The following is a 26,374-nucleotide window of genomic DNA, read 5'->3' as shown; positions in this document are numbered from 1 at the left end:
AAGTGAATATCCTAAAAGCAAATTCTGAGTACAAACTGATCTCATGTCTGCACTACATGCCCGCCGCTCGTACTGGCTCGCTGTCACGTTGCTCGTGTTTTCCCTGATTGCAGGCGCGAGTTGGTTTTTCAGTCGCGCTGCATCCTCTCCGCCAGATTCGACTCAGCCTGTCGAGCCGGTTAAAGCGGCGCCAAGTGCCCCCCGTCCCGCGTTGGCCATTACCGCCGAAAAGCCGCAGGCCAGACCGTTGGCTGAGCAACTTTCCGCTAACGGTGATATTGCGCCCTGGCGTGAGGCCAGTATCGGAGCTGATGTGAATAGCTTGCGGTTGGCAGAAGTGCGGGTTGATGTGGGCGATAGCGTGCAAAAGGGCCAGGTGCTGGCGGTGTTTGATACCGATCTAGTCGAAGCGGATCGGGCGCAAGCCCGCGCCGGTCTGGCTGAAGCCGAGGCCGCCTTGATCGACGCCAGCGGCAATGCCGACCGGGCGCGAGCGATTGCCCCCAGCGGCGCAATGAGTAAGCAACAGGTCAATCAATACCTGACCGCTGAAAAGACTGCACAGGCACGGGTCAAGGCTGCTCAAGCCCTGGTGGAAAGCCAGGATTTACGGCTTAAACATACGCAGGTGCTCGCGCCGGATGCGGGCGTGATCTCAGTGCGCAATGCCACGGTGGGTGCGGTCGCTGCCCCCGGCATGGAGTTGTTTCGGCTGATGTTGCGCGGGCGGCTGGAATGGCGGGCGGAGGTGACGGCGGCGGATTTGACCCAGCTCAAAATCGGCCTGCGCGTGCGTGTCACCTTGCCGGGTGGGAGTGAGGCGCAAGGCACCCTGCGCCAACTCGCCCCTACAGTCGATCCCAAAACCCGCTATGCCATCGTCTATGTCGATTTGCCCGCTGGTTCGGCGGCACGGGCCGGGATGTTTGCACAGGGTTATTTCGATCTGGCCCAGACCGAGGCGCTGACCGTGCCGCAGGAGGCGGTGGTGATGCGCGATGGGTTCGCCTATGTGCTGATCGTCGGCGCGGATCGGCGGGTCAGTCTTAAGCGGGTGCAAACTGGGCGGATGGTGGAAAATCGTATGGAGATCAGGGAGGGCCTGCTGCCAGAGCAAACGGTGGCGGTGCGCGGTGCGGCGTTTTTGAATGATGGGGATTTGGTGCAGATTAGCGCGGAGGGTTCCGCTGCAAGTTCTGTTAATACGTTGCCTGTAGCTCGGTAACAGCAGAGATAGCCGGTCCTGGTGAATTTTGTGAGTTCCTGCATCCTTGATTCTGAATTGGGAAAACCACAATGAGTGCATCGCGTCACTTCAAGGTCGCTGAGTTTCTTCAGCCTGCTGATGGTGAGCCAATCCGATCTGTTATCACAGAATCACCTGATGCCGTGGTGGTCGCCTGGTATGTCAAGCCCGGCCAGCGCCTTTCCCCGCATAATCACCCTCAAGGCCAGGATGTTTGGACCGTACTGGCTAGCGGTGGGGAATATCAACTGATGGCGGACGGAGCTTCGCAACCCATCACAACAGGTGATGTTTTAGTCGCACACCGGGGAGAAATACACGGGGTTTATAACAATGGCAGCGAACCGTTGATTTTCGTTTCGGTAGTCTCACCCGCCGCAGCCGGATTTGAGTTGCTTGAGACCCCGCAGTGATCTCCGATGCCTTAACCTTCTGGTTAAATTTCGACATGATGCGGATTTGGTGCAGGTGAGCGCGGGGGGGTCTCCGACAAAACCGGTAGATTCTCCGCATAGTTGAAATGGGCCATCATTTTTCTGGAATTTTGCTATGGGACATTATTGCGTACTCGTCATTGGTGAAGATCCCCTGGATATGTTTGATAAATTCCAGCGAGCGGAGTATGCGGACCCGACAAAAAACAAATACTTCGCTGCCGTCGATATACTCGACAAGGCTAGAGCGCGATATGATCGTGATACCACCCGCTTTCTTCAAGATAAAGACGGCGGATTGCACGATCCGTGGGACGCTCAATTTTGGCAGGCGGTCAGCAATGACGATCTGGAGCCAACGCCGGGAGATTATCCTGTCGTCACCAATCTTACTGAAAATAAAAGACTTTACGTGCCGACTGATTTTCAGCAAGTGTATATCCCTACTAGGGAACGGGTGAATTTTCAGGATTGGATTTGCAAATACTATGGCCTTACCGTCCTGGCTAACGGTCAGGAGCCTGATTTGCTCAAATCGCACCGGGAAGGGTGGATTCGGGTCAATGCAGCGGGCGATGTCATTGAGGCAATCCAATGGACGATTCCGCAGGGCGTCTGGGACTACTTTGAGGGAACTATCGATCTATTTAAGCTAAAGCCAGGCACAACCGGTTTGAGTATTCGGAGAGAAGAGCAAGTCGTGGACGACTACGCCGGTTGTGCCCGCAAGAGTGCGATAGATTTTGAGTGGATGCGTGATCAGGAGGGGCAAAAAGCCGCGCAGTTATGGGATAAGGCGGCAGCCGCTCGCGGTTCTCTGACTTGGGTACGGTATGACGAGCTTTGCAAAAAGTATAACGTACGTTTATTTGACTATGAATCACCCGCATGGGAGGAGTATCGAGCGCAACCCGCCATTGACGCGATGTATGCCTCGGAATGCTCTCCATGTAACGAAGGAGCCTGTCTCGATAGTTTTGGACTCCCGCGTAACGAGTATATTGACCTCCACCGCGAGAAAGTGATTTTTTGGCACTTCGGCTATGTCGTTAAAGACGGAGAGCTGATATACGGTGACGATATTTGCCCATCGTTACAGGCACTAAACCAGATATTAGAGGATTTGCCTGACCATACGCTTTTAACGGCGGCGTCAGTGCACGCCTAAAGTCTACACATGAACCCGCCTTCAATCGCGCCAAAGGAGACACGTCATGATAGAGCGCATCATCACTATCTTGCGTGATTTACCACCTGAGCGACAGGCTGAAATACTCGATTTCGCGGAGTTTCTAAAGAAACGGACGCCTAGAGATCGGATGCTGCGACCTTATGGGTTTTGTGCAGGCGAGTTCCAGGTACCGGACGATTTCGACGCACCTTTACCGGGATCAGAGATGGAACTCTTCGAGCCGTGAAGCTCTTACTCGATACTCACATTTTTCTCTGGTACATCACAGCGAGTCCATCGCTGAACGCAGACACGGGTCATCTGATCCGCGACCCGGATCATCAAGTCTATCTGAGTCTGGTCTCACTCTGGGAAATTCTGGTTAAGAATTTCAGTAATTACATTGGGTAAACCCCCGGCTCTGCCGGGGGACTCACAAAGGTTTGACCTTTGCGGGAGTCGGATTTGCCGCGCAGCACAGCGGACGTTGATGTTAGTTGCAGATCGTTATTCATATCACCGAATCTTATAGATTTCTCAGTGTGGTAGATTCGGAGTAGCTGAAGAATTGTTACCGAACATGATTTTACCCACGAAGCCCTGCCGCCTTGGGCGGCACATGATTTTATGGCGCCTTTGAGGCGCTATCTCATAAAGCCCCCGGCTCTGCCGGGGGATACTTACTGGAAAATTTTATGCAAACAATGGGTCTTATTGGCGGAATGAGTTGGGAGTCTACCACTCTATATTACAAAATAGTGAACCAGGTTGTTAATGAAAGATTGGGAGGTCTTCACTCAGCGAAGGTTGTACTCTACAGCGTGGATTTTGCAGAGATCGAGGCCCTACAGCACAGTGGAAACTGGGAGGTTGCAGGAGAAATATTAGCTAATGCAGCCCGCTCGGTTGAAAAAGCGGGCGCTGATTTTTTAGTGCTTTGTACAAATACTATGCATAAAGTGGCTGAGATCATTGAAAGTGCTGTACATATTCCTCTTCTGCATATTGCAACTGCAACTGCAATTGCTATTAAAGAAGCTGGTTTTACAACTATTGGGCTGCTTGGCACACGGTTTACAATGGAGCAGGCATTCTATAAAGAGCGCCTTAGTAAATACGGGCTGCAAGTTTTGACCCCGAATGAACAAGATCGAAATAGCGTTCATAACATTATTTATGATGAGCTTTGCCTTGGGAAAATTATTCCCAATTCGCGCGAACAATATCGCTGTATTATTGCTAGTTTGATCTCACAAGGGGCGGAAGGAGTTATCTTAGGCTGTACCGAAATCTCTCTGCTTGTGGATCAGGCTGATTCTTTGGTGCGCTTATTTGATACAACGGAGATTCATGCGAGGAGTGCGGCCTCATTAGCCTTGCAATAAGACGCTCTAACTTTGCGCTATCGCGGTGATATCGATCAAAATAGCAAAATAATGGTCCTCTCAAGCCTTTTAGATTTGTGGTGAAATTATGCAAAGACGACTGACTGCAATTATTGAGCGAGAAAGCGATGGCTATGTTTCGCTCTGCCCTGAACTCGATATCGCCAGTCAGGGAAAGACGGTGCAAGAAGCGCGAGAGAATCTTCAAGAAGCGTTAGAACTATTTTTTGAAACCGCTTCTTCTGGAGAAATCCAGCAGCGCTTTCATGAAGAGATTTACATTACTCAACTGGAGATTGCGGTTGGTTAAGCTGCGCGTTTTATCGGGTCGGGAAGTTTGCGCTATTCTGGCCCGGCATGGTTTCATTGAGATGCGTCAACGCGGCAGTCATATCGCTATGCAAAAACAGCTTGAAGATGCAACGATTACCGTGCCTGTACCCAATCACTCGGAAATCCGCATCGGCACACTGCAATCCATTATCCGTCAGTCTGGAATTCCTAAGAGCGAATTCGAGGCATGAACGTCTCCGCCTGGTCGATCCGTAATCCCGTCGCCGCCGCGATGCTGTTTGTCCTGCTGTCGCTGGCGGGTCTGGCCGCGTTTCAGGCTATGAAAGTCCAAAACATGCCGGATATGGACTTGCCGACCATCAACGTCACCGCCGTCCTGCCCGGCGCGACGCCCGGCCAGTTGGAAAACGAAGTCGCCCGCAAGCTGGAAAACAGTGTTGCCACGGTGCAGGGTTTGAAACACATCTACACCACCATTGGCGATGGCTCGGTATTGATGATGGTGGAGTTCCGCCTGGAAAAGCCGCCACAGGAAGCCTTGGACGATGTGCGTTCGGCGGTGGCGCGGGTGCGTGGCGATCTGCCGGGCGATCTGCGCGATCCCATCATTAACAAGCTCGATTTCGCCAGCCAGCCGGTGCTAGCGTTCAGCATCGCCTCGCAAAAGCTGAATGACGAAGAACTGTCGTGGTTCGTCGATAACGACATCACCCGGCGTTTGCTGACAGTCCGCGGGGTCGGCGCGGTCACCCGGGTGGGTGGGGTGAACCGCGAGGTACAGGTCGCCCTCGATCCGGCGCGGATGCAGGCGCTCGGCATCACTGCCGCCGAAGTGTCGCGCCAGTTGCGCCAGGTGCAGACCGAAAGCGCCGGGGGGCGGATGAATCTGGGCGACGGTGAACAGCCGGTGCGTACCCTGGCGACGGTCGCGTCCGCCGACGAACTGCGGGCGCTGCGACTAGCGCTGGCCGATGGCCGCAGCATTCAACTGGATCAAATCGCCCGCATCGAAGACACGGTTGCCGAACCGCGCTCGGCGGCGTTTTTGGACGGCAAGCCGGTGGTCGGCTTCGAGGTGACGCGCAGCCGGGGCGCCAGCGAAATCGAAGTCGGCGCGGGCGTGCGCCAGGCGTTGCAGACCATGCGCGAGGTGCGGCCCGATCTGGCCATCACCGAAGCCTTCGATTTCGTCACCCTGGTGCAGGAAGAGTACGACAATTCGCTCCACATGCTGCTGGAAGGCGCGTTGCTGGCGGTGCTGGTGGTCTGGCTGTTTTTGCGCGATCTGCGCGCCACCCTGGTTTCCGCCGTAGCCCTGCCAATGTCGATGCTGCCCGCGCTGATCGGGATGCACTGGATTTTTGGCTTTTCGATCAACGGCGTCACCCTGCTGGCCATGTCGCTGGTCATCGGTATTCTGGTGGACGATGCGATTGTGGAGGTGGAAAACATCGTGCGCCATCTGCACATGGGCAAGACCCCGTATGAGGCGGCGATGGAAGCCGCCGATGAAATCGGCCTGGCGGTGATCGCCACCACCTTTACCCTGATTGCGGTATTTCTGCCGACCGCTTTCATGAGCGGCATCGCCGGTAAATTTTTCAAGCAATTCGGCTGGACAGCGGCGCTGGCCGTGTTCGCGTCGCTGGTCGTCGCCCGAATGCTGACGCCGATGATGGCGGCGTATCTGATCAAACCGATGCGGCATGAAGCGCCGGAACCGCGCTGGCTCCGGGTCTATCAGCGCTGGGCCAGTTGGTGTGTGCGCCATCGTCTGCTCACCATGATTGGGGCCGGTTTGTTTTTCATCGGCTCGATTGCGCTGGTTCCGTTGTTACCGCAAGGCTTTATCCCGCCGGATGACAATTCGCAAAGCCAGGTTTATCTGGAACTGACCCCCGGCGCGACCCTGAAGGAAACGCAGGCGGTGGCCGAACAGGCCCGCCAGCGGCTGATGCGCATGGAACACGTCAAAAGCGTGTACACCACGATTGGCGGTGGCAGCGCCGGCGGCGATCCGTTCGCACCTGCCGGCAACGCCGAAGTGCGCAAGGCAACCCTGACTCTTCAGATCAGCCCGCGCGGCCAGCGCCCGCGCAAGCAGGAAGTCGAAAAAGAAATCCGCGCCGCGCTCGCCAGTCTGCCCGGTGTGCGCCTCAAAGTCGGTTTGGGGGCTTCGGGTGAGAAATATATTCTGGTGTTGCAGGGCGACGACCCGCAGGCGTTGCTGAGTTCGGCGCGGGCAGTGGAACGCGACCTGCGCCAAATCCCCGGCCTGGGCAGCATCACCAGCACCGCCAGCCTGGTGCGCCCGGAAATCGCGGTGCGGCCCGACTTCGCCCGTGCCGCTGATCTTGGTGTCACCAGCAGCGCGATGGCTGATACCCTGCGGGTGGCCACCCTGGGCGATTACGACGCGCAACTGCCGAAACTGAATCTGCCGCAGCGGCAGATTCCCATTGTGGTTAAGCTGGAGGACAGGGCACGCAACAATCTCGACCTGCTGGCGCGGCTGCCGGTGCCGGGCGCGAAAGGGCCGGTAGCGCTGGGCCAGGTCGCCACCATCAGCTACAGCGGCGGCCCGGCCATCATCAACCGCTACGACCGTTCCCGTAACGTCAACCTGGAAATCGAACTCTCCGGCGTCCCGCTGGGCGATGTGGTCACGGCGACCCAGGAATTTCCCTCGGTCAGAAACCTGCCGCCTGGCGTGCGAGTGGTGGAAGTGGGCGATGCCGAGGTGATGGGCGAACTGTTTGCCAGCTTTGGCCTAGCGATGTTGACCGGGGTGTTGTGCATTTACATCGTGCTGGTGCTGCTGTTCAAGCAACTGCTGCATCCGGTCACCATCCTGGCGGCGTTGCCGCTGTCGTTGGGCGGCGCGTTCATCGGCCTGTTGCTAACCGACAAGAGTTTTTCCATGCCGTCCTTGATCGGCCTGATTATGCTAATGGGGATTGCCACCAAAAATTCGATTTTGCTGGTGGAATACGCCATTGTCGCCCGGCGCGATCATGGGCTATCGCGCTTTCAGGCTTTGATGGACGCCGGTCATAAGCGGGCGCGGCCGATTGTAATGACCACACTGGCGATGGGCGCGGGCATGTTGCCGATTGCGATGGGCTGGGGTGGGGCGGATGAGAGTTTCCGCTCGCCAATGGCGATTGCCGTGATTGGCGGTCTAATCACTTCGACTTTCTTGAGTTTACTGGTGGTGCCCGCGTTCTTTACCTACGTCGATGACGTAGCGCAGTGGCTTGCGCGGCTGCGGGGTCGATTCGCCGGGACACCGGTGGTGTCGGAGCGTGGTGGGTAAAAACTGGCATACTGTGCCGGTCATCCGCTCATCAATGGAGTGCGCATGGTTGCCCTTGAATTCTGGTTTGAGTTTGCCAGTACCTACAGCTATCCGGCGGCAGCGCGCATCCAGGCAATGGCCGACCAAGCAGGGCTTACGGTAGTTTGGCAGCCATTTTTGCTGGGGCCGATCTTTCAGCGGCAAGGCTGGCATGATTCGCCTTTTAATCTCTATCCGGTGCAAGGCCGTTATATGTGGCGCGATCTAGAGCGGATCTGCGCGGCTCTGAACATTCCGCTACGACGACCGTCGGTTTTTCCCCGTAACAGCGTGCTGGCGGCACGGGTTGCATGTGCCTTCGCGGCGGAACCCTGGCTGCCGGACTTCGTGCGGCAGGTGTTTCACGCCAACTTTGCCGAGGATTTGGATATCACCAAACCGGATATTATTCAGACCTGTCTTGAGCGATCAGGGATATCGGGTCACCGTATCATTGAACGCGCCTTGGCCCCAGACAATAAGGATGCCTTACGCTTACAAGTCGAGCGGGCGGTGGCACTTGGGATCTTTGGCGCCCCCAGCTTCCTGGCCGCCGATGAACTGTTCTGGGGCAACGACCGCTTGGAGCAGGCTATCGCCTGGTGCAAAGTGCCCAGCCTTGTCGGAATCGCATGAAGTGCTCTTGCCACCCCATTGGCTCTGAATTTGTGCCGGCCCACCGATTCTGCTGATGAGCGACCCGCCCAAGCGCCTGCTGATCGTTTACCATTCGCAAACCGGCCACACACACGCCATGGCCAAGGCAGTGTTGCGCGGCGCACGGCGGGTGCAAGGGGTGGAAACGCACCTGAAAATGGCGTTGCGCGCCGGGTTAGAGGATTTACTGGGAGCACAGGCTCTCTTGCTGGGGACACCGGAGAATTTCGGTTATATGTCCGGGGCTATGAAGAATTTTTTGGATCGGACCTATTATCCCGCGCAAGGCCAGGTCAACGGGCTACCGTATGCGGTTTTCATCAGCGCCGGCAATGATGGAACCGGCGCGTTGAATAGCATTGAGCGCATCGCGCGCGGCTATCCCTTCAAGCCGGTTTGCGATCCGATCATCGCGCGGGGAGACGTTACCACTGGTATTTTGCAACAATGCGAGGAATTGGGGGAAACCATGGCGTCGGGGCTGGCGTGGGGTATTTTCTGAAGTGGCCGCTGTGGCGTCGGCTTTTCGGGCCGAAAACGGCGCAAGGCCAACCGGTCGCCAAACCTGGCCTATGGCGCAGGCTCCGGCGGCTCCTGTGGCGACTGTGTTGGCTGTTGGTGATCGGCTCGGTACTGCTGGTCGCGGGGTTGCGCGGCTTGCCGTTGCCGACCTCCAGCGTGATCACTCAACATTGGATCAAGACCTTGTGGGACAGTAAGGCGCCTTCGGTTCGCTACGCCTGGGCGCCGTATGCCAAGATTGCCCCCGAAGCTGCGTTGGCGGTGCTGGCGGCCGAAGATCAGCGCTTTCCTGATCATCGTGGCTTCGATTTCATCGAAATTCAAAACGTGCTGGATGAGCAAGAAGGCGGTAAACCGCTACGCGGCGCCAGTACCATCAGCCAGCAGGTCGCCAAGAATCTGTTTCTTTGGCCGGGGCGGAGTTTTATCCGCAAGGGCTTGGAAGTATGGTTTACTTTTCTGCTGGAGCTGCTCTGGCCCAAGCAGCGAATTCTGGAAGTCTATTTGAATATCGCCGAATTTGGTGAACACACATTTGGGGTGGAAGCGGCCAGCCGCCGTTTTTTCAATAAGCCCGCTGCACGTTTGACCGGCGATCAAGCCGCTCGCTTGGCAGCGGTATTGCCTAATCCGCTCCGCTATCGGGTTGATAAACCCTCTGGCTATGTGCTCAAGCGCCAGCAGTGGATCGAGCGCCAGATGGCGCAATTGGGCGGTATCGCGTATCTCGATAAATTGTGACCCGGACGCTATGGAACCAAAAGCGCAAGTCAGTATCACCTATTGCACCCAATACCGTTGGCTGCTGCGCGCGGCCTGGTTAGCCCAGGAACTCCTAACAACCTTTGAGGAAGAACTGGGGGAAGTTGCGCTGCGGCCGGGTACTGGCGGCGTATTCGAGATTCGAGTCAATGATGCGCTGATTTGGTCCCGCAAGGAGGAGGGCCGTTTTCCAGAAGCGAAAGAGGTTAAACAGCGTGTGCGTGACCAGGTGGCACCGGATCGGTCACTGGGCCATTCGGATCGCTAATTCCCTAACTTCCTTAAATTGAACGTGTTTTGGAATTGCTTATGTCGGATGCTGATCTGAAAGTTATTGCCAGCTCCACCGGTTTTCGAGACTGGTCTCGGCGCTCGACCAACGGTTTGGGCTTTATGGTGTGTGCGCTTGGTTTGGGGTATGCCTATTTTGTCCAGGTCGGGCAGGGGGTGGAGCCGTGTCCGCTGTGTATTTTTCAGCGGCTGGCCTTGCTGGCTGTTGGGCTGTTGTTTTTGCTGGCTGCACTGCATAACCCCCAAGATTGGGGTGCTAAGGTTTATGGCGTATTGATTAACTTGGCGGCGACGGTTGGTCTTCTCATCGCTGGTCGGCATGTGTGGATTCAGAATTTGCCGCCGGAGGAGGCACCGCGCTGTGGGCCAGGGCTGGATTATATGCTACAAAATTTTCCGCTCGGCGAGGCACTGCGCGAAGTGCTGACCGGTTCCGGCGAGTGTGCCAAGGTCGATTGGACCTTGTTGGGTTTGAGTATGCCCGTGTGGAATATTTTGCTATTTTTCAGCTTGGGAGCCTTTGGCCTGATAGCTAATTGGCGGCTACGGCGCTGAAAGTTCGGTGGCGCTGTAAAGGTCCGCCAGGCTATTTTGACGAAGCACTGTGCTCGGCTACATCCCCAGAGTCCGAAAACTCCACTCGGTCGTAGATCTCGATCAGCCGCAGGACGCTACTGATAGCGGCGATCTCGGTCTGAGCTTCCATCCCATCCGCGACGGAATAGAGCCATTGGCCGTCCGATTGCCGTTGGTAATGTTCGATACGCGGTTTGTCCTGTGCCACCAGCAGGTAATCGGTCAATGATTCCAGCGCCCGATAATGCGCAAATTTCTCGCCCCGGTCGTAAGCCTCGGTACTATCGGATAAAACCTCGATAATGACGGTTGGGTTCAGCAGCGTATCAACCTGGTTGTCTTCAAATCGAGGATCGCCACAAACGATCACGACATCAGGGTAGGTGTAGAGGCCGGTCGGGCTGACCTTGACCCGCATGTCATTGATAAAAGGCTCGCATGGTTTGCCGCTGAGTTGGTTGCCGAGTCGCCGGGCCAGATTCACAGTAATTCGATTATGGTTGCGACTCGCGCCAGACATCGCATAAATAGTGCCGTTCAGATATTCGCTCTTGATTTCCGCACGGCGTTCTAGCGCCAGATAATCAGCGGGAGTGACAAAGTATTCAGCAGGTCGGGACATGAGAATTCTCCATCTTGTCAGATTCGTGAAAAAACCCGCCGAGCGGCATCCAGAGTCTCGTTGATGTCGCCATCGGTGTGGGCCGAGGATACAAACCCCGCCTCGAAGGCCGAGGGCGCCAGATAGATGCCTTCCGCCAGCATCCCATGAAAGAATGCTTTGAACCGTTCGACATCGCACGCCACCGCTTGTGCGTACCTGCTAACGGGTGTCTCGGTGAAGAAAATGCCAAACATGCCGCCGACCTGATTTGCGGTCAGCGGTACGCCCGATTCGCGGGCGACGGTGACCAATCCATCACTTAACCGCTGAGTTTTGGTCGATAGCTGAGCGTGGAAGCCCGGCTCGGTGATCAATGTCAGCGTCGCCAAACCCGCTGCCATCGCCACCGGATTACCCGACAGGGTGCCGGCCTGATAAACCGGCCCGAGCGGGGCCAGTTTTTCCATGATCGACCGTCGGCCACCAAACGCACCGACCGGCATCCCGCCACCGATGACTTTGCCCAGCGTCGTGAGATCAGGCTTGATGCCATATAACTGTTGCGCACCACCGGCGGCAACCCGAAATCCGGTCATGACCTCATCAAAAATCAACACGCTGCCGTAACGGTCGCACAGCTCCCGCAGACCCGCCAAGAAGCCGGGTGCGGGTGGGATGCAGTTCATGTTGCCGGCGACCGGTTCGACGATGACACCCGCGATTTCTTCGCCGAGCTGGGCGAATGCGTCCTCAGCTTGTGACAAGTCGTTGTAAGTCAAGGTGACGGTGTAAGCCGCCAGCGCCGCCGGTACGCCGGGCGAGGTCGGAACGCCCAAGGTTAGCGCGCCGGAGCCGGCCTTGATCAGCAACGAATCGGAGTGGCCGTGATAGCAGCCCTCGAATTTGATGATTGTGTTGCGAGCGGTGAAACCGCGCGCCAGACGGATGGCGCTCATGGTGGCTTCGGTGCCGGAATTGCACATCCGCACCAGTTCCATCGAAGGCACCAGTTCTTGAATTCGGTGAGCCATAGCGGTTTCTAACGCAGTGGGAGCGCCGAAACTGAGACCATTAACAGCCGCCTCCTGAACCGCGCGCACTACCGCCGGATGAGCGTGACCGGCGATCATCGGCCCCCACGAGCCGACGTAATCAATGTAGCGCCGGTCGTCTTCATCGTAGAGATAAGCACCGGCGCCGCGTTTGAAAAAAATGGGCGTACCGCCGACGCCGCGAAAGGCGCGTACCGGCGAATTGACTCCACCGGGGATATAACGCTGGGCTTCGGCAAAGAGTTGGGCGGAGCGGCTCATGGCAACCTTCCTCAAGCGAATAAAAGAGCAAAACGGCGAGCGGCGGCCTGAATGTCAGGCTGAGCGAACACGGCGCTAATGACAGCCAGCGCATCGACGCCGGCCTCCAACAGCACGGGGGCATTTTCAGGAGTGATTCCGCCGATGGCGACGATAGGTACCTGCAAGGCAGCGCGGGCTTCGCGTAGCAGGCTGAGTGGGGCGCGAATCTCAGTCGGTTTGGTCGGCGAAGGAAACACCGCGCCGAAAGCCACGTAATCCGCTCCGGCGCGCTCAGCTTTCAGGGCGAGATCCAGCCGATCATAGCAGGATACGCCAATCAGCGCGTTCTCCCCCAAACGGGCACGGACCGTGCTGAATGCTGGATCATCCCGGCCGATGTGTACTCCCGCTGCACCGATCTGAACAGCCAGTTCGACATCATCGTTGATGATTAACGGGATTTGGTGATGCCGACACAAGTGGTTTAATGCCTGCGCTTGCGCCAGCCGTCGGGCGACAGCGCCGCTTTTGTCGCGGTATTGCACCAATTGGGCGCCGCCCAGGATCGCGTGTTCGACAGCGGCAACCAGCCGGTCATCAGGCAAGAGCAGGGCATCGGTGATCGCGTAAAGACCGCGACAGGCAGGTTTGTTCATCAAAAATAGACTCCGGTTTGAAACCTCCCCCTCAGGGGATCATCGTGCATAGGCGATGGGTAACCTCCGCCATGCCGTTTCGCTCGATCACGGACGTGGATTGAAACCTTCTGGCTCTTGCGACGGGTTAGCCCAAAACAACCGGTTAGGAATCCATTGTCCACCGCCGACCCGATATGCAGCCTCTAGTGTGCGCCATGTATAGTCTTGCGCCCGGACGATAGCGGAAATGGGCGGGCCGGAATGGCTTGTGTAGCCTTGCGCGAGCAAGGCAGCAATGGCGGCGGCCAATGTACAGCCGGAGCCGTGATACGAGTTTGGCAACCGTGGCCAGTGAAAGCTCTCCAACAGGCGATGATTCCCGTACAAGCTATTGGTGATGGTTTCAGTGGGTTCATGGCCACCAGTAATCAACACATATTGGCAGCCGCGTTCCAGCAGGGCCATCGCGCAGGCATTCAACGAGTCGCCTTCGGGCGCCAGCCGGCGTGCTTCAACGCTGTTGGGCGTCAGGATAGTGGTGAGCGGCAACAGCAAGGTGCGGATCGCATCAAGCAACGTCGCGCTCGCCAGTTCCGTGCCGCCGCCGGCCGCTAATACCGGATCAAGCACCACCGGTACAGTGGGATGAGTGCGCAGTAAACGGTGCAGCGCAACGGCATTTTCGACGCTGCCAATCACCCCGATCTTAAACGCCGCCACGGTCATATCCTCTAAAATCGCCGTGGCCTGATCGAGTAACTGTTTGGACTCAACCGGCAGTAACGCCCGCACGTTATGAGTATCTTGTACTGTCAGAGCGGTGATGACCGGCGCAGGATGGCAGCCTAGACTACTGATCGTGGTGATATCCGCACAAATACCCGCTCCACCGCTGGGATCGTTGCCGCTACAGGCCAGCACGACCGGAAGGGCTGGAGGATTTACCGATATCATGCGGATACTCCGGGATAGGATCGCGAAAAGAAATTCTAACAGACCCCGTGGCTTTTTCAGGATAGAAGGGCATGTGACAATAGCGGCATGGCACTTTTGCCGAATTCCTGGTCAACAAAATTACTGACGCCTATGAAAAAGTATATGTGTTTGATTTGTGGTTTTATTTATGATGAGGAAAAGGGTTGGCCGGACGATGGTATCGCGCCCGGAACCGCCTGGGATGATGTACCGTTAACGTGGACCTGTCCCGAATGCGGCGCCGCCAAGGATGATTTTGAAATGGTCGAAATCTAACGGTGGTGGATGCGGATGGTTGCGAACGCGGATCGAATCCAGATCATTGCCGATGACATTACCAGACTGGCGGTAGATGCCATCGTGAATGCTGCCAACCGCTCATTATTGGGCGGGGGTGGTGTGGACGGGGCCATCCATCGGGCTGCCGGGCCGGAACTGCTGGCTGAATGCCGCACACTCGGCGGCTGTGACACCGGCCAGGCCAAGCTCACGCGAGGTTATCGCCTACCGGCTCGTTACGTGATTCATACGGTCGGGCCAGTTTGGCAAGGTGGCGTTCAGGGAGAGCCGGAGCTGCTCGCGGCCTGCTATCGCAATAGCCTGAAGCTAGCGGTGGCAAACGGCATTCACACCCTGGCGTTTCCGGCGATCAGTTGTGGCGTCTACGGCTATCCGCTGGAGGAGGCCGCGCGTATTGCAGTACGGGAAGTCCGACGGTTTGTAGCCGACGATCAGCAGATCGATACGGTTTTTCTGGTGTGCTTCGGCGCTGACGTGCGCACAGCCTACGAGACGGCGTTACAGAACATTCGCTAGCCAGTTCGGTGCCGGCGCCGCTGTGGGGTCGCGCAAACCGGGATTGATCCCGGCTTGCGCGGCGCAGGGTATCAACCGTCTTGCTGTTGCTTCTTGTGCGCGGCTTGCAGCTTTTGCTGAATATCACCCGGTACCGGATCGTAATGGCTGAGTTCGATATTGTACGAACCATGGCCACCGGTCATGGATTTCAACTGCGATTCGTAACCTTCCAACTCCGCAAGCGGGACTTGTGCGTTGATGATGCTCATACCGCGCGGTCCAGCGTCGGTGCCGGCGATGCGGCCGCGCCGACTGGATAGATCACCGGTAATTGCCCCCACACAATCCGCCGGCGCCCGCACTTCCAGGTTGACAATGGGTTCCAGAATCAGCGGTCTGGCCTTGCTCACTGCATCCAGGAACGCTTCCCGGCCAGCGGTGACAAATGCGATTTCTTTCGAGTCCACCGGATGGTATTTACCATCGTAGGCGATGGCGCGCACGTCTTGTAAAGGATAGCCAGCGATAGCGCCTTCTTGCAGCGCCTCGCGGACCCCCTTTTCCACAGCAGGCAGGAAAGAGGTTGGAATGGTGCCGCCGACCACAGCGCTGACGAACTCGAAGCCGGCATCGCGTGGCAGTGGCTCAATGCGCATGAACACTTCGCCGAACTGTCCGGCGCCACCCGTCTGTTTCTTGTGGCGATGGTGCCCTTCCGCGTTTTGGCTGATGGTTTCCTTATAGGCGATTTTCGGCGGCTTGGTTTCAACGTGCAGGTTGTAGCGCTGCTGCATCTTTTCCAGCGTGATGCGCAAGTGCAGATCGCTCACACCGCGCAAAACGGTTTCCTTGGTGTGGCTGTTGTGCTCCAGGGCCAAGCAGGGATCTTCTTCCAGCAGCTTGTTGACGGTATCGGACAATTTTTGTTCGTCACCGCGCGTGGCGGCCCGGATAGCCAGTCCAAACAGGGGTGTAGGAAACCGTATGGGGCGCGGCTGTATCTCATCCTCGTCGTGCGAGTCGTGCAGGATCACATTACGGTGGATTTCATCGACCTTGGCCACCGCGCACAGATCCCCCGGAATGCCGACCGTCACCTCAGGATGTTCCTTGCCGTGAATGTGAAACAGGTGACTGACCTTGAACGGTTTGCGCCCGTCGCCGATGAAAAGCTGACTGTCCTTGGTGATGGTGCCTTGGTAAATACGGAAGATGCCGAGTTTACCGATGAAGGGATCGATCAATACCTTGAAAACATGCGCCACGGCGTGCTGGTGCGGGTCGGGAGTGGGATAGATTTCCTGAGCCGCATCCCCAGATCCCTTTAAGAATGGTTCCGGGCTACCTTCAGTCGGGTTGGGTAGCAGATTGGCGAAAATCTCCAACAGCTCCTTGATTCCGGCACCGCTGCGGGCGGATACGAAGCAAATCGGAATCAGGTGGCCTTCTCGCAACGCCTTCTCAAACGGCGCATGTAATTGCGCAGGTTGCAGATCGGCGCCTTGCTCCAGATAAAGCGCCATCAAGTCCTCATCGACCTCGACCACTTGGTCGATGAGCGCGGAGTGGGCGGCGGCCACATCGGAAAAATCGCTGTCTCCTGCCGGATTGAAGAAGCAGTCCACCACGCGCGTACCACCGCCGGCGGGCAAGTTGATCGGTAGGCATTCTTTGCCAAACGTGTCCTGAATCTGGCGCAAGAGGCCAGGCAGATCGATGTTTTCAGCATCGATCTTATTGACGATGAGCATTCGGCACTGATGGCGCTCGCCGGCGCGCTCCATGGCGCGCTGCGTGACGGCTTCGATACCGGTTTGCGCATTGATGACTACGGCGACGGTTTCAACCGCCGGCAATACCGCGATGGCTTGTCCGAAGAAATCCGGGAAGCCGGGGGTGTCGATTAAGTTAACGTGCGCACCGTTGTAGTCAAAATTGACCAGCGCGGAGTCGAGTGAGTGTTGATGGGTTTTTTCTTGGGGGTCAAAATCACAGACCGTGTTGCCCTTTTCCACGGTGCCGGGGGCGGGGAGTTTGCCGGCATGGTACAAAATGGATTCCACCAGCGTGGTTTTTCCAGCCGCGCCATGACCGAGCAGGGCAATATTGCGGATGGATTCGGTGGGGTAGCTGACCATCATGGCCTCCTGTCGAATTTTTTAGTAAACGGCGAATTTAATGCGCTCGGGTCCTCAATCCCAGAATAAAAAGTCTACAGGAACCGCTCCGGTTTCTCTGCCAGTGCTGTCATTATTTTGTAAAGAATTCTTTGTTGTTAAGTGGCATTATATTTGCTTAATTATCCCTATTTTTGGTAACAATGCATGGAATTTCCGAAGAAAAGCCCTTAGGATGTAGAGAGCAATCAACCAGTTTCAGTGGGTAAAGTATTGATGAAGTTACGCTATCGGCTTGTGTTGTTTGGGTTGATTCCTGTTTGGGGTGCCGCTGCGCAAGCGGCCAGCGCAGGCCCAGACTGGCTCAAGCTCATTAAAGCGGCACCGGTGGTACAGGCGGACTGGGCAACTCGCTATGAGCACGGCGAGGGCGTATCGCAGGATTATGGCCGGGCTATGCAGTTGTATTGCGCTGCGGCGCGGCGTGGCTATGTCCCCGCGCTGTATCAGTTGGGCTGGATGTATGCCAACGGTCGCGGGGTGGCGCGAGATGATGCGCAAGCAGCGGCTTGGTTCCGGCTGGCGGCGGGGAAAGGGGATGGTCCGTCCAAGCAGATGTTGGCACGGGTCAACAATCCGGCCAAGATGGCGCGGGCTACTTGCGCGGAGCCGGTAGACCCGACTCGTAGACCGTCACCACCGCCTGTGCGCTTGGTTGCTCCCCGGCGTCCTGTCCCGTCATCGCCCGGCCGCGCACGGGTTGAAGCCCTGGTTAAGCACATCGCGCCGAGTTATGGTTTGGAGCCATCTTTAGTACTGGCTGTAATCGAAGCGGAATCTGGTTTTAACAGCCAGGCTCGTTCGGTCAAGGATGCCCAAGGACTCATGCAGTTGATTCCGGGAACTGCTCAGCGATTCGGTGTGGCAGACCCCTATGATCCAGTGCAGAATCTGCACGGCGGTATGGCCTATTTGCGCTGGTTACTGGCGTATTTTCGAGGCGACGTTCGGCTGACTTTGGCGGGTTACAATGCCGGTGAAGGAGCCGTGGTCCGCTATCGCGGTGTACCGCCATACGCCGAAACACGCGCCTATGTCGAACGGATCACCCGCACTTACGGACAACTGACGCATCCGCTAGTGGCACCCGTAGCCCGCCCGGGTCCTTTGCTCCAACCGCCGTTTCTTGCTGGGTCTGCAATGGCTTCATCCAGGCCACTGGTCGATTTGGCGGGTGGCGACGGCCGCAGCGTTCCGCCGTGGTCGGTGGTGGGAGGAAAGCTTGTGCTGCCAAATCGTGTTGCCCCTAATGGACCAGATTCCATCATGCCATCGACCCCATAGACAGCAGCCCAACGATGGATCGCCTGGTACCGTGTTATTGATCCCAGTGTGGGATCTGCGTTGAATGCCGGTCGCGCTCGATCATTGGCGTTGGGTACGGTAGATATCGAAACGGGTGTTGGGCGCTAGGATCTGAAACGTCGGTTTTGGTCCCTCTAGGGGTGGGGCTGGGCGAGGTCTTTTCACGACCACCCGTTGCTTGGCAGCTATCAAGGCGGCGGCCAGCAAATCTGGCCCGTCTTCGTCATCGCCGATCACACTTCGCAGGACACGCATTGCCTTTTTCACCAGCGCAGATTTGCGGCGATGGGGATACATCGGGTCCAAGTAGACAATCTCTGGATGCTCATTTTCCGGCAGATTCGTCAGGTAGCTTCGGCTATCGTTCAGCACCAAACGGAGCCGCTCTCTAACCATGGAGCCGATTTCGTGGTCCTGCGCGGCACGCGACAGCCCATCACGTAGCAGGGCTGCGACCACGGGCGAGCGTTCCACCAGAACGACCGTGCAACCCAGACACGCCAGCACGAAGGCATCTCGACCTAGCCCGGCGGTAGCGTCCACTACCGTGGGGTTGGCCCCGCCTTTTAGCCCTAGTGCCCGTGCTAATGGTTGGTTCCGGCCACCGCCGAAACGGCGCCGATAGGCGGCTTGGCCTGCCAGGAAATCCACATAAACGCACTGATCAACACCATAACGGTGCTCCCGCAATTCCAGGCGCTCGGTTGTCAAATTGAGGCAATGCACCTGGCTGGCGGCGGGATCGCTAACCAGTGGTAATCCCAGCGCTTGAGCCAAATCAGCGGCTACGGTTGGACAAACCGACGGTTCGGCGCAAAGGACCAGGCTGGCCGACCGGTCAGTCTCCGCAGTAGGCGGAGTCAACAGTCCGGTCGCCGCGTGGTGGCGTAACGCGGGATAACCGTGGCCCGCACGTTAAGCCGCCTTAGGTAGCACGTCTTCCAGGGTAGCGCGTGTCAGATTATCCATCTCGACTTTAAAGCGAGCGGCCATATTGGCCATCGCCTTGGCATCAATCATGAGCTTCTGCTGGACGGTCTGCGCGATCTCGGACTGGCGGTTGTAAAAATCCTGCAAGCTTTTGATGTCCGTGATCTCAGCGGCGGCTTTCATCTGGTTGAGGCCAATGTCCAGATAGGATTGGAAGGCACTCATCTGGAATATCACCATTTTTTCCAGGTTGGCGGCGAAAAGTTGGTTTGCTTTGGTAAACGGCATCGCAAAAACCGGCGGAGCTTCTAGCGCTTTATTGAACAGGTCGATAACCATGGGGAATTCCTTGGAAAGTGAGTTTGCCAATGGGAATATGCTGCAATGCAATATAGCAAATCTATTGTTGCAGTGCAATATCGCCTGTGATTTTGGCGCCCATTTTGGGTGACCGTTCAGGCCTCTTTTTTGACAGAAAAATGCGGCAAAGCAACACCGGCTAGGGTACTATTAACCTTACCAAAAGTGTCTAAAGCGTGGCGCGCAGCGGCTATGTCCTTTGCATGTCCAAAGTTTCGGCAGCCAATGTTTCCCACTTCAGCAACCCCCTTTAGAGGCCCACACAATGACAACGATTACCTTTAAGGATGAAACGAGTGGCAAAGTCGTACAGATGCCGGTCTTGGAACCCACTTACGGACATCGAGTCGTAGATATCGGTAAGCTGGCTAAGGAGTTCGGTTATTTCACCTACGATCCAGGTTTTATGTCAACGGCCAGTTGCCAGAGCGCAATCACCTACCTAGATGGCGACAAGGGAGAACTGCTTTATCGCGGCTATCCCATCGAACAGTTAGCTGAGAAGTGTAACTTTCTCGAAGTATGTTACCTATTGCTGTATGGGGAACTGCCCGACGCTGAGAAAAAGCAGGTTTTTGAAACCAGCATTACCCGACATAATCGCATCCGGGAAAACCTCCGCCGGTTTTTCCATGGCTTCAATTACGATGCCCACCCCATGGCGATGATGACCGCTGTGGTCAGCTCGCTCTCGGCGTTTTTCCACGACCGTCTTAACGTCCTAAAAGATGACGAAGACCGCATGGTGACCGCGCGCCGATTGATTGCCAAGATGCCGACGATTGCGGCCGCCTGCTATAAGCACAGTATTGGCGATCCCTCGATTTATCCCCGCGACGATCTCAGTTACACTGGTAATTTGCTTTACATGATGTTCAGCCTCCCTGGCAAGCGCTACGAGGTGAATCCGGTCGCGGAGCGAGCGTTGGATGTGCTGTTTACTCTGCATGCTGATCACGAGCAGAATGCCTCAACATCCACGGTGCGCCTGGCCGGTTCTTCGGGGACTAACCCTTACGCAGCGGTTGCTGCCGGTATCGCGTGTCTTTGGGGGCCGGCGCATGGCGGTGCCAATGAGGCTGTGATCCGCATGTTGGACGAAATCGGTGATCTTTCGAAGGTCGAGAGCTTCATTGCCAAGGTGAAAGACAAAAACAGTGGTGTGCGCCTCATGGGATTCGGGCATCGCGTCTACAAAAATTTCGACCCGCGTGCTCGGATTATCAAAGATATCTGCCATCAAGTGTTGGAAAGCTTCGGGCATGATCCACGGCTTGATTTGGCGATGCGCTTGGAAGAGATCGCACTCAGCGATCCGTACTTCATTGAGCGTAAATTGTATCCGAATGTCGATTTCTACTCTGGCATCATCTATAGCGCTCTTAAGATCCCAGTCGAGATGTTTACGGTCATGTTCGCGATTGCGCGCGCTGCCGGCTGGATTAGCCACTGGATTGAGATGATTACCGAAAAAGACCAGAAAATCGGTCGGCCGCGTCAGCTCTACATTGGCAATTCGCGGCGCACTGTGCCTGTTTTAAGCGAACGCCAGTAATGCAGTACAGTTAAGGATTAACGCTTTTGTGGGCTGCCTCAAAAGGTTTGCCGGTCAAACGCGAAAAAGGCGATTCGGATGAATCGCCTTTTCTATTTTAGGTTGGCGGGTTGTCAGCTCCCGCTCAGATACGCCGTTTAGGATTTTTCTGTGCAGGCTTAGCAACAGGAGGAGAATCCAGGCGCGCGATCACTTTGCTGCTGACCACAGGTTTTTCCGGTTTGCTGACAGGCGCTGCTGTTACTTTTTCAGGCTTGCTGGGTTTGAGGCCGTTAGGTCCTTTGGCAGGGGACGGTTTGGAGTTGCTGGCCGCTAAAGTTGGTTTGTTCGCCGATAGAGTCTCAGTGACTTTCTTTCCTGGTAGTGAGGACGGTTTTACAACCATAGGCGATCTAGCAGCGACCGATTCCATCGGCTTCGTTTTAAGTGCGGTTTTACTGGTGGAAGTGCCTTTCGGCGATTCTACGAGCGCTTTGGGTTTGTTGCGGGGAAGGACGGGCCGGTCTTCCGTTATCGTAACCCGCGCCCTGGCTGGCTGGCTGACGAGCCTGACCGCTGGACGATCAACGATAGGTGCCCCAGAGGCTACAGGCTGCTGGGTTGAGGCTATTTTCGGTGCATCCTCCGCAAACGCCAGATCAGCCGTATCCACCCGCTCCAGTCGAGATTTGGGGACCGGAGTACGCCGGACAATAGTGGCACGGGCCAGCTCTGGTTGGTGTTGTACCGTCATTGGTTCTGGAGACTCATCCTCAAGAGCCAACTGAGGCTTGTTCAGCGGTTCTAAGCGTGGTACAGGGGCGGGGGTACGCTGAACGATGGTGGCAGAATTTGCCGCCAACGTGGGTTGAGCGCTGTGCGGCGCTTCCAGCGTATCATCCTTGGTTGCGGGCCGGATGGGGGTGGGACGATCAAGCTCCGCTAAGGCTACAGGATCGCGGCGAGCCGTAATGAAGCGGCTTGACGCCACAGGGGCTGCTGGTCTACGCGCTGTGACAGGTTCGAATATGTCATCCTCTTCGGAGGCTTGGGCAGTAGCGACCCGCCAGGAAGCCGGGGTCGTGACCGGTGCGCGTTCGACCAGAATGGGCCTGGGTTCGTCATCAGGTTGTAGGGGTGCTGGTGCTAAGCCGTAATGAGCAAAGCCATAATCGAGCAGCGTGCGGGCATCTGCCCAGAGCGTATTACTATTGGGGCTATTCAGAATGGCCACGATCAGACGAGTACCACCGCGATCCACTTCACCGACAAAACAGCGCCGAGCCTTCAAGGTGAAACCGGTTTTACCGCCCCGGGTGCCCTCGTAAGAGGCTAAGAGCCGGTTGTGATTCAAGACGGGTATCAGCCGTAAGTCCCCATAGGTGCCCTGGCTGGATTCGACACGCAGGGTCGCGCTGCGAGTGCGCACGATATCGGCGAACATCGGATAGTTCATGGCATGACGGAAGATGAGCGCCAAGTCATACGCAGTCGAGTAATGAGACTCATCCGGCAAGCCGTGAGGATTCATGAAGTGGCTGTCGCGGGCACCGATTTGCCAGGCTTTGGCATTCATCATGTCGGCAAATCCGTAAATCGAACCGCCCGCCGCCTCTGCGAGTGTTTCGGCAGCATCGTTGCCGGATTTGAGCAACAGGCCATACAGGAGATCTTGGGTTGATGCGGTTTCCCCAGCATGGAGTCCGATTCGACTGGGAGCGGCACTGGCCGCTTGCTCGCTTGCTTGCAGTCGGGAATTAGGATCGAGGCGTTCCAGGGCCAGCATGGCGGTTAGCACCTTGGTGGTACTAGCCGGGGGTAAACGGAGATGAGGTTCTTTTGCAAACAAAAGCTCGCCTGTGGTGGCATTCATCAGCACGGCGGAACGGGCGGCCACTTCAGGCGGCCAAAATGATCCCGAACTCTCTTGTCCAAAGACGGGTGCCACCGTAAGCCCCAAAAGTGCCCCTAAAAGCCAGGCAAGTGGTCTTTCCATCCAAAGGGTACGAAATTTTTTGCTTAAAAACATTGATTTGACCTCATCACAGCTATCATTCGGGCCTATCGCCCAGCGCCGTTTGCAATCATCGCCGTTCATCGGGTTCGAAAAAACGAACGCATAAACCGATATTCTGGGCAAAAAATAAGTAGCCTGCTAGCGTTCTCGTAAGGAATATCGACGTCTTGTGCTGAGCCTCAGCGGCAGAGGCGGGGATTCGCTGAGGAAAAACTGCGTTGAATCCTGATGATAGAAGGTAAAAAGGATTTTTTAGGAAGTGTAGGGCTTTTTCATCCCTTTATTCTACAGGCCGCTAAAAATTTTGGTGCTCAAGTGGGGATCGCTCGAATAGCTGTCGGCCTATTTTCAAGTCTTTCGTATCGGGCGTTGGCTGTGATGCACTATTGGGTATCAGGCAGGACATGGCCTTCTGCAAACCCTTGGCGGGCTGTCGATCTGGCTATTAAGCACATTTTGCAAAGCGTATCTCCCAGACGGGGCGCCCCGCATGTTTACAGCGTCGTTCAAATTTTGTCATGGGTCGATAAGCTGGTCCCCTGGCAAAACCACCGTCGGTGGCTGTATTTTCCAATTCGGTGGTAGCGGTCAGGATAGCGAGAATAGAATATGCGTAGCTATCGCAATCGGTGGCTATATGCAACTGCCCATGCGGTTTAAGTTTTTTGGTGACCGCTGAAACAAAAGTGGGCTGGATAAGACGGCGTTTGTGATGGCGGAGTTTGGGCCAAGGATCAGGGAAAAAAATTTGCACCCGATCCAACGATTCATCCGGCAGATAGCGCTCCAGTACCTCGACAGCATCGCAATGAATAACGCGCAGGTTAGTCAATTCCATCCCAAATGCCCTTAATAAGAGGTGGCCCAATCCTGGCCGATGGACCTCTATACCGAGAAAATCCATTTCCGGGTGGGTGAGGCAGGTGGTTGCTAACGCTTCGCCATCCCCAAAACCGATTTCTAAGACGAGCGGCGCATGACGCCCAAACAGCCGTTGTGGATCGAATGGAGAAGTGATGTCCACCCCGAATCGCTGCCATAATTCTTTGATGGCGCGTTCCTGTCCTGTCGTGATGCGGCCTTCCCGGCGCACGAAACTTTTGACGTGGCCTATCGAATGCGTTGGGATATGGGAATTATCAAGAGTAGGGGGCATGTGGTAACTTTGCCTGGATTCTGTGAATTGATATTCTCTAGAGAATAATTTAAATAATGCGCTTGTGGTCAAGATGCTTGCATTTAACTGATTAAAATTCCATAAATTTTAATGCGTTAAATAATAAAAATTCGTAGCAAACAAGCTTTTTAAGTCGATTTTGTGCAGATTTGGCATTAGCTGAAACGGCTGAGGCGATTAACGGCCAATTTGCCTGGCCGTTTGCGCGAGTGGCTGCATCATTTGGTCAAGCTAATCGAAGCTACGAAAATTGCAAAATAATTGCGAATATCAAAAGGAATGCCCTACAATACCACAGTGATGTTCATCACGAATATTCCAAACAAACATCGATACGGCATAATGAGACTATGAGCAATTCTATTGAAGACATCATCAAATCATCGACCATCGAACAACTCCAAGCACTAATCAGTAGAGCCGAGGACGAAATCGAATACAAGAAAGTTGATGAGATCGAAACAACTCGCAACGAGTGGATCGCTAAAGCCAGCCAGCTTGGAATGAACCCTGAAGATATTTTGCAATACACCGGACGTAAGCGCAAATCTACCGGAAAGCCCAAGTACCGCAATCCCGCTAATCCAGAACAAACCTGGACCGGCCACGGCAAAAAGCCGGGCTGGCTTAAGCAGGCTGTCGAGAATGGCGCTAATCAAGAGTCTTTCCGAATCCCTGAATGATTTAGGTTGGCCTAATTTATTCAGCGCAATTGAGCCTTGCTCCGAGCCTGTTTTGTGGTTAGGATAATGGCGTCGCTTGCTTATGAGTTTTATTGAGTAAATATAAGCAGGCTTGTGCGGCGGGTGTAGTTCAATGGTAGAACCTCAGCTTCCCAAGCTGATGGCGTGGGTTCGATTCCCATCACCCGCTCCAAGAATACATCTGGGTTACGTGATTGCGTAACCCTTTCTTTTTCCCAGCGCATTGTTGTCAGACGCATTTATTTAAGCCCGCAGATCACAGCCACCCCGAACAGCGGATCTGCTCGACTGTGACATGAGAGAGTTACCATGATTGGCGTCGCAATCACCGGTGCTGCTGGCCGTATGGGTCGGCATTTGCTGGAGGCCTGTAATCAATCCGCTCAGGTTCGGTGTACTGCCGCTGCGGAGGCGAAGAACAGTCCCTTTATCGGGGCGGATGCCGGCGAGTTAGCCGGCATTGGTCGGTTAAATGTACCGTTAAGTACTGATTTGTCTCCGCTAACGGAACAGTTCGACGTATTGGTTGATTTTACCCGACCGGCGGCGACATTGGCGTACTTGGCTCTCTGCCAAGCGGCGGGTAAGGCCATGGTCATCGGTACCACGGGTTTTTCCGCCGAACAAAAAGCGGAAATTGCCCTCGCTGCCAAGCGGATTCCGATTGTGTTCGCCCCGAATATGAGCATTGGTGTTAACCTTTGCTTCAAGTTGCTGGAACTGACAGCAAGGGTTTTGGGTGATAGCGCTGATATCGAAATCATTGAGGCGCATCACCGACATAAAGTGGACGCACCTTCTGGCACCGCTCTGGCCATGGGCCAAGTGATCGCCAAAGCGTTGGGCCGCGATTTGCAGGAGTGCGCGGTCTATGGCCGACAAGGGACCACCGGTGAGCGCGAGCGTTCAACCATCGGCTTCGCGACCGTGCGGGCCGGCGACATCGTTGGTGAACACACGGCCCTGTTCGCCGATGTAGGGGAGCGCATCGAAATCACCCATCGTGCCACCAGCCGGATGACCTTCGCCAAAGGGGCGGTGCAGGCCGCTACGTGGTTGGCTGGGCGCCCTCCTGGCCTGTTCGATATGCAGGATGTTTTGGGTTTGCGTTGAGAATTCCGTTTTCTCCAACCTTCTTGACGTGGCTAGAGCGGCGCGGCGCGATTTGATAGACTGCTAACTCCA

29 protein-coding genes and 1 tRNA gene are annotated in these 26,374 nt (G+C 55.8%); 21 read left to right on the top strand and 9 right to left on the bottom strand.

What is annotated here, in order from left to right; translation table 11 throughout:
• Nucleotides 1–43: 43 nt before the first annotated feature.
• The 14 genes from BN873_RS06530 (at nucleotide 44) to BN873_RS06465 (ending at nucleotide 10,654) form a co-directional block, all read left to right on the top strand.
• Complete coding sequence (locus tag BN873_RS06530) at nucleotides 44–1,225, top strand: efflux RND transporter periplasmic adaptor subunit (RefSeq protein ID WP_048671916.1); 1,182 nt, start codon at nucleotides 44–46, stop codon at nucleotides 1,223–1,225.
• Between the two features lie 71 nt (nucleotides 1,226–1,296).
• Nucleotides 1,297–1,659, top strand: coding sequence for a cupin domain-containing protein (locus BN873_RS06525; RefSeq protein ID WP_048671914.1), 363 nt, complete (start codon nucleotides 1,297–1,299; stop codon nucleotides 1,657–1,659).
• A 136-nt stretch (nucleotides 1,660–1,795) separates the two neighbouring features.
• Complete coding sequence (locus BN873_RS06520) at nucleotides 1,796–2,848, top strand: hypothetical protein (protein WP_048671912.1); 1,053 nt, start codon at nucleotides 1,796–1,798, stop codon at nucleotides 2,846–2,848.
• Between the two features lie 46 nt (nucleotides 2,849–2,894).
• Nucleotides 2,895–3,098 (top strand): DUF2281 domain-containing protein, encoded by a 204-nt coding sequence (locus BN873_RS06515; RefSeq protein WP_053085255.1) that lies wholly within the window; start codon nucleotides 2,895–2,897, stop codon nucleotides 3,096–3,098.
• Nucleotides 3,095–3,262: a type II toxin-antitoxin system VapC family toxin gene (locus BN873_RS20040; RefSeq protein WP_139031655.1), complete on the top strand. Its 168-nt coding sequence runs from the start codon at nucleotides 3,095–3,097 to the stop codon at nucleotides 3,260–3,262. Before BN873_RS06515 ends, BN873_RS20040 begins: the two co-directional genes overlap by 4 nt.
• A 284-nt stretch (nucleotides 3,263–3,546) precedes the next feature.
• Complete coding sequence (locus BN873_RS06505; RefSeq protein ID WP_048671910.1) at nucleotides 3,547–4,236, top strand: aspartate/glutamate racemase family protein; 690 nt, start codon at nucleotides 3,547–3,549, stop codon at nucleotides 4,234–4,236.
• Between the two features lie 88 nt (nucleotides 4,237–4,324).
• Nucleotides 4,325–4,546 (top strand): type II toxin-antitoxin system HicB family antitoxin, encoded by a 222-nt coding sequence (locus tag BN873_RS06500; RefSeq protein ID WP_048671907.1) that lies wholly within the window; start codon nucleotides 4,325–4,327, stop codon nucleotides 4,544–4,546.
• The gene (locus BN873_RS06495; protein ID WP_048671905.1) at nucleotides 4,539–4,760 is read left to right on the top strand and encodes a type II toxin-antitoxin system HicA family toxin; all 222 of its coding nucleotides are present in this window, start codon (nucleotides 4,539–4,541) and stop codon (nucleotides 4,758–4,760) included. The genes BN873_RS06500 and BN873_RS06495 overlap by 8 nt, the downstream gene beginning before the upstream one ends.
• The gene (locus tag BN873_RS06490) at nucleotides 4,757–7,846 is read left to right on the top strand and encodes an efflux RND transporter permease subunit (protein WP_048671903.1); all 3,090 of its coding nucleotides are present in this window, start codon (nucleotides 4,757–4,759) and stop codon (nucleotides 7,844–7,846) included. Before BN873_RS06495 ends, BN873_RS06490 begins: the two co-directional genes overlap by 4 nt.
• A 45-nt stretch (nucleotides 7,847–7,891) precedes the next feature.
• Nucleotides 7,892–8,503, top strand: a complete 612-nt coding sequence (locus tag BN873_RS06485; protein WP_048671901.1) for a 2-hydroxychromene-2-carboxylate isomerase — start codon at nucleotides 7,892–7,894, stop codon at nucleotides 8,501–8,503.
• 55 nt (nucleotides 8,504–8,558) lie between these two features.
• Nucleotides 8,559–9,026 carry a flavodoxin family protein gene (locus tag BN873_RS06480; protein WP_048671899.1) on the top strand — a complete coding sequence of 156 codons (468 nt, stop codon included), beginning with the start codon at nucleotides 8,559–8,561 and terminating at the stop codon, nucleotides 9,024–9,026.
• Nucleotides 9,011–9,787: a monofunctional biosynthetic peptidoglycan transglycosylase gene (mtgA, locus tag BN873_RS06475; protein WP_242434384.1), complete on the top strand. Its 777-nt coding sequence runs from the start codon at nucleotides 9,011–9,013 to the stop codon at nucleotides 9,785–9,787. The genes BN873_RS06480 and mtgA overlap by 16 nt, the downstream gene beginning before the upstream one ends.
• A 10-nt stretch (nucleotides 9,788–9,797) precedes the next feature.
• Nucleotides 9,798–10,076: an Rdx family protein gene (locus tag BN873_RS06470; protein WP_048671896.1), complete on the top strand. Its 279-nt coding sequence runs from the start codon at nucleotides 9,798–9,800 to the stop codon at nucleotides 10,074–10,076.
• Nucleotides 10,077–10,117: 41 nt separating this feature from the next.
• Nucleotides 10,118–10,654, top strand: coding sequence for a disulfide bond formation protein B (locus BN873_RS06465; RefSeq protein WP_082161130.1), 537 nt, complete (start codon nucleotides 10,118–10,120; stop codon nucleotides 10,652–10,654).
• 31 nt (nucleotides 10,655–10,685) lie between these two features.
• Here BN873_RS06465 and BN873_RS06460 read toward each other — a convergent pair whose 3' ends face one another.
• The 4 genes from BN873_RS06460 to thiD all read right to left on the bottom strand — a co-directional run bounded on the left by BN873_RS06460 (nucleotide 10,686) and on the right by thiD (nucleotide 14,166).
• Nucleotides 10,686–11,297 (bottom strand): Uma2 family endonuclease, encoded by a 612-nt coding sequence (locus tag BN873_RS06460; protein ID WP_048671894.1) that lies wholly within the window; start codon nucleotides 11,295–11,297, stop codon nucleotides 10,686–10,688.
• Nucleotides 11,298–11,314: 17 nt separating this feature from the next.
• Nucleotides 11,315–12,592, bottom strand: coding sequence for a glutamate-1-semialdehyde 2,1-aminomutase (hemL, locus tag BN873_RS06455; protein ID WP_048671892.1), 1,278 nt, complete (start codon nucleotides 12,590–12,592; stop codon nucleotides 11,315–11,317).
• Between the two features lie 11 nt (nucleotides 12,593–12,603).
• Nucleotides 12,604–13,230 (bottom strand): thiamine phosphate synthase, encoded by a 627-nt coding sequence (gene thiE / locus BN873_RS06450; protein WP_048671890.1) that lies wholly within the window; start codon nucleotides 13,228–13,230, stop codon nucleotides 12,604–12,606.
• Between the two features lie 87 nt (nucleotides 13,231–13,317).
• Nucleotides 13,318–14,166: a bifunctional hydroxymethylpyrimidine kinase/phosphomethylpyrimidine kinase gene (gene thiD / locus BN873_RS06445; RefSeq protein WP_048671888.1), complete on the bottom strand. Its 849-nt coding sequence runs from the start codon at nucleotides 14,164–14,166 to the stop codon at nucleotides 13,318–13,320.
• 132 nt (nucleotides 14,167–14,298) lie between these two features.
• Between thiD and BN873_RS06440 the strand changes: the two genes are divergently transcribed.
• Together BN873_RS06440 and BN873_RS06435 are read left to right on the top strand one after the other, a co-directional pair.
• On the top strand, nucleotides 14,299–14,463 hold the full coding sequence (locus tag BN873_RS06440) for a rubredoxin (protein ID WP_048671966.1): 165 nt from the start codon (nucleotides 14,299–14,301) through the stop codon (nucleotides 14,461–14,463).
• Nucleotides 14,464–14,478: 15 nt separating this feature from the next.
• Nucleotides 14,479–15,003, top strand: coding sequence for an O-acetyl-ADP-ribose deacetylase (locus tag BN873_RS06435; RefSeq protein WP_048671963.1), 525 nt, complete (start codon nucleotides 14,479–14,481; stop codon nucleotides 15,001–15,003).
• 71 nt (nucleotides 15,004–15,074) lie between these two features.
• On the opposite strand, the gene fusA is transcribed toward BN873_RS06435, so the two are convergent.
• A complete protein-coding gene (gene fusA, locus BN873_RS06430; RefSeq protein ID WP_048671886.1) occupies nucleotides 15,075–17,123 on the bottom strand; it encodes an elongation factor G in 2,049 nt (682 codons plus the stop codon).
• Nucleotides 17,124–17,378: 255 nt separating this feature from the next.
• On the opposite strand from fusA, the gene BN873_RS06425 reads away from it, so the two are divergent.
• Complete coding sequence (locus BN873_RS06425; RefSeq protein ID WP_071244034.1) at nucleotides 17,379–18,446, top strand: transglycosylase SLT domain-containing protein; 1,068 nt, start codon at nucleotides 17,379–17,381, stop codon at nucleotides 18,444–18,446.
• 81 nt (nucleotides 18,447–18,527) lie between these two features.
• On the opposite strand, the gene BN873_RS06420 is transcribed toward BN873_RS06425, so the two are convergent.
• Nucleotides 18,528–19,244, bottom strand: a complete 717-nt coding sequence (locus tag BN873_RS06420; protein ID WP_102046999.1) for a class I SAM-dependent methyltransferase — start codon at nucleotides 19,242–19,244, stop codon at nucleotides 18,528–18,530.
• 138 nt (nucleotides 19,245–19,382) lie between these two features.
• Nucleotides 19,383–19,736: a phasin family protein gene (locus BN873_RS06415; RefSeq protein ID WP_048671883.1), complete on the bottom strand. Its 354-nt coding sequence runs from the start codon at nucleotides 19,734–19,736 to the stop codon at nucleotides 19,383–19,385.
• A gap of 286 nt (nucleotides 19,737–20,022) precedes the next feature.
• Here BN873_RS06415 and BN873_RS06410 point away from each other — a divergent pair, with 286 nt between their 5' ends.
• The gene (locus tag BN873_RS06410; RefSeq protein WP_048671881.1) at nucleotides 20,023–21,312 is read left to right on the top strand and encodes a citrate synthase; all 1,290 of its coding nucleotides are present in this window, start codon (nucleotides 20,023–20,025) and stop codon (nucleotides 21,310–21,312) included.
• A gap of 124 nt (nucleotides 21,313–21,436) precedes the next feature.
• On the opposite strand, the gene BN873_RS06405 is transcribed toward BN873_RS06410, so the two are convergent.
• On the bottom strand, nucleotides 21,437–23,239 hold the full coding sequence (locus BN873_RS06405; RefSeq protein ID WP_171820424.1) for a D-alanyl-D-alanine carboxypeptidase family protein: 1,803 nt from the start codon (nucleotides 23,237–23,239) through the stop codon (nucleotides 21,437–21,439).
• Between the two features lie 514 nt (nucleotides 23,240–23,753).
• Nucleotides 23,754–24,536: a tRNA (guanosine(46)-N7)-methyltransferase TrmB gene (trmB, locus tag BN873_RS06400; protein WP_242434382.1), complete on the bottom strand. Its 783-nt coding sequence runs from the start codon at nucleotides 24,534–24,536 to the stop codon at nucleotides 23,754–23,756.
• A 98-nt stretch (nucleotides 24,537–24,634) separates the two neighbouring features.
• On the opposite strand from trmB, the gene BN873_RS20035 reads away from it, so the two are divergent.
• The 3 genes from BN873_RS20035 to dapB all read left to right on the top strand — a co-directional run bounded on the left by BN873_RS20035 (nucleotide 24,635) and on the right by dapB (nucleotide 26,302).
• Nucleotides 24,635–25,168, top strand: a complete 534-nt coding sequence (locus BN873_RS20035; protein WP_139031654.1) for an H-NS histone family protein — start codon at nucleotides 24,635–24,637, stop codon at nucleotides 25,166–25,168.
• 119 nt (nucleotides 25,169–25,287) lie between these two features.
• Nucleotides 25,288–25,361 (top strand) — tRNA-Gly (locus tag BN873_RS06390).
• A gap of 137 nt (nucleotides 25,362–25,498) precedes the next feature.
• The gene (dapB, locus tag BN873_RS06385) at nucleotides 25,499–26,302 is read left to right on the top strand and encodes a 4-hydroxy-tetrahydrodipicolinate reductase (RefSeq protein WP_048671870.1); all 804 of its coding nucleotides are present in this window, start codon (nucleotides 25,499–25,501) and stop codon (nucleotides 26,300–26,302) included.
• Nucleotides 26,303–26,374: the final 72 nt, after the last annotated feature.

Source organism: Candidatus Competibacter denitrificans Run_A_D11 (assembly GCF_001051235.1).
GTDB classification, from domain to species: Bacteria; Pseudomonadota; Gammaproteobacteria; order Competibacterales; family Competibacteraceae; genus Competibacter_A; species Competibacter_A denitrificans.
The sequence above is the reverse complement of the archived record's forward strand: the minus strand, read 5'-3'. Positions and strand labels throughout refer to the sequence as shown.